Source organism: Mesorhizobium sp. M7A.F.Ca.CA.004.12.1.1, assembly GCF_003997835.1.
Taxonomy (GTDB): domain Bacteria; phylum Pseudomonadota; class Alphaproteobacteria; order Rhizobiales; family Rhizobiaceae; genus Mesorhizobium.
The window spans coordinates 1-2,335 of sequence record NZ_RZRK01000909.1 but is presented as its reverse complement, the minus strand read 5'-3'; the positions used below and the strand labels follow the sequence as shown (position 1 = coordinate 2,335).

Here is a 2,335-nt window from a genome sequence, read left to right as displayed (position 1 = left end):
CAGCTTCATGCTGCCGCCCGGCGCGGCGAACGTCACCGTCTATCAGGGCAGCGGTTTCGACAGCGCAATGTCCGATCCGATCGTGATCTGCCGCGGCGGCAAATGAGCAAGGCCGTCAAGGAAAGCTCGCTCGTCGCCCGATTGGTGCTATAGGGCGGATCACGCTATTTTGAACGGGCGCATCGAGTTTCGGATGTGCCTGGCTGCCATTTCTCTGACGGATTTCGACATGGACGGACCCAACCCAGACATCAAGCACCCGATCCCGATGCATACCCGCGTCGGCTTCCTCAAGGGACTGGTGAATGCGCCGAACATCGAGATCGGCGACTTCACCTATTATGACGACCCCGACGGGCCGGATAAATTCGCCGAGAAATGCGTGCTGCACCACTATCCCTTCATCGGCGACAAGCTGATCATCGGTCGGTTCTGCGCCATCGCCGAGGGCGCGCGCTTCATCATGAACGGCGCCAACCATGCTATGTCCGGCTTTTCGACCTATCCGTTCAATATCTTTGGCCATGGCTGGGAAAAGGGTTTTGACCCGGCGACGTGGTCGAAGGAAGTGCGCGGCGACACCATTGTCGGCAGCGACGTCTGGATCGGCATGGAGGCGGTGATCTTGCCCGGGGTGGAAATCGGCCACGGCGCCATCATCGCCGCGAAATCGGTGGTGACGCACGACGTGCCGCCCTATGCGATCGTCGCCGGCAATGCGGCCAAGGTGGTGAAGATGCGTTTCGACGACCGGACAATCAGGCGGCTGCTGGCGGTGGCGTGGTGGGACTGGCCGGTGGACAAGGTCAGTCGCAACCTCGATGCTATCCGGGGCGCCGATATTTCTCTTCTGGAGGCAGCAGCTTGAACGCTCTGAACAGCAGCATAATCGGCACCGAACTGTTTACGCGGGGGTGGATCTTCATCCGCGGCGTGCCGGCCATGAAATTCCTGCCGCCGGAAGGGCCGCCGGAAATCGCCTTTGCCGGCCGCTCGAATGTCGGCAAGTCGTCGCTGATCAACGCGCTGGTCAACCAGAAGGGGCTGGCGCGCACCTCCAACACGCCGGGGCGCACGCAGGAGCTCAACTATTTCGTGCCGGACGGATTTTCGGGTGAGGGCGCCGACCTGCCGCCCTTGGCGCTGGTCGACATGCCCGGCTATGGCTATGCCACCGCGCCGAAGGAGAAGGTCGACGAGTGGACCAAGCTGGTCTTCGACTATCTCAAGGGCCGCGTCACGCTGAAGCGCGTCTATGTGCTGATCGACGCCCGCCACGGCATCAAGGCCAAGGACGACGAAGTGCTGTCGCTGCTCGACAAGGCGGCGGTGTCCTACCAGATCGTGCTGACCAAGACCGACAAGATCAAGACTGCCGGCGTGCCGAGGCTGATCGAGGAGACGCTGGCAAAGATCAAGAAGCGGCCGGCGGCGTTCCCGTTCGTACTGGCCACCTCTTCTGAAAAGGCCGAGGGCCTCCAGGAATTGCAGGCGGCCATCGTGCTTGCCGCCAATGGCGGCTAAGCATCCACAGCTTAGAGCATGGCCTACGGCTTGGCCTCGATAGCAATCGTCTGGTGGCCTTCTTCCGCCACAAGCCTTTCGGTGCCGTATGCCTTGAGGAACATGCTGACGCCTGACCTGACGATGCGGTCGATCTCGTCCTGGGTCGGGGCTTTGGTGCGGTAGGCGAAGATGCACTGGCGGAACAGACCGGCCAGGCACAGTTCGGTGAACTGATAGGCGGCAAGATCGACATCGTCGATGCGCAGCAGGTCGCGCTCGATGGCAGCATTGAGAAAGGCCGCGACCTTGTCGTGGCCACGCTTGGGACCGCGCTCGTAAAACCGCGCGCCCATGTCGGGTATCCGGTCGGATGCACCGATCACCGTGCGCTGCGCCTGGATCACCTTGGCCGACGTGATCTTGAGGGCCAGCACCTTGCCGAACTTCACCAGCGTCTCGCGCAGGTTGTCGGCATTGTCCAGCACGTCATACATGTTCTTGAAGATGGTGCCGCGCTCTTCCTCGATCAGCGCTTCGAACAGCTCTTCTTTGTTGGCGAAATAGACGTAGATCGTACCCTTGGAGACACCGGCCTCGCGGGTGATGTCGTTCATCGAGGCGGCTTCGAAGCCCTTGTCGATGAAGACACGACGGGCGCCGTCGATGATCTGGCTGCGCTTGACCGGATCCTGCCCCGCGGCCGGGCGGCCACGACGCAAGCTTTCCAACAGGTCGTCGCACGACTCGTTTTCGACATTGGGCGGGGTCTCGGCCATGAAAGTCACACCTCGAAAATAATTCGAACCAAGCGGTTCGATTGCCCTTGATA

The 2,335-nt window shown here is 61.4% G+C and carries 3 protein-coding genes; 2 read left to right on the top strand and 1 reads right to left on the bottom strand.

What is annotated here, in order from left to right; all coding sequences use genetic code 11:
* The first annotated feature begins 229 nt into the window (after positions 1 to 229).
* Positions 230 to 868, top strand: coding sequence for a CatB-related O-acetyltransferase (locus EN984_RS31575; protein ID WP_164748689.1), 639 nt, complete (start codon positions 230 to 232; stop codon positions 866 to 868).
* Positions 865 to 1,524, top strand: a complete 660-nt coding sequence (yihA, locus tag EN984_RS31570; RefSeq protein ID WP_024502094.1) for a ribosome biogenesis GTP-binding protein YihA/YsxC — start codon at positions 865 to 867, stop codon at positions 1,522 to 1,524. Before EN984_RS31575 ends, yihA begins: the two co-directional genes overlap by 4 nt.
* A 23-nt stretch (positions 1,525 to 1,547) precedes the next feature.
* On the opposite strand, the gene EN984_RS31565 is transcribed toward yihA, so the two are convergent.
* The gene (locus tag EN984_RS31565; RefSeq protein ID WP_027040117.1) at positions 1,548 to 2,282 is read right to left on the bottom strand and encodes a TetR/AcrR family transcriptional regulator; all 735 of its coding nucleotides are present in this window, start codon (positions 2,280 to 2,282) and stop codon (positions 1,548 to 1,550) included.
* Positions 2,283 to 2,335 lie beyond the last annotated feature (53 nt).

What these genes read in the sequence shown, in the direction of transcription:
- EN984_RS31575 (WP_164748689.1), top strand. Translation starts at nt 230, where the DNA reads ATGGACGGACCCAACCCAGACATCAAGCACCCGATCCCGATGCATACC.
- EN984_RS31565 (WP_027040117.1), bottom strand. Translation starts at nt 2,282, where the DNA reads ATGGCCGAGACCCCGCCCAATGTCGAAAACGAGTCGTGCGACGACCTG.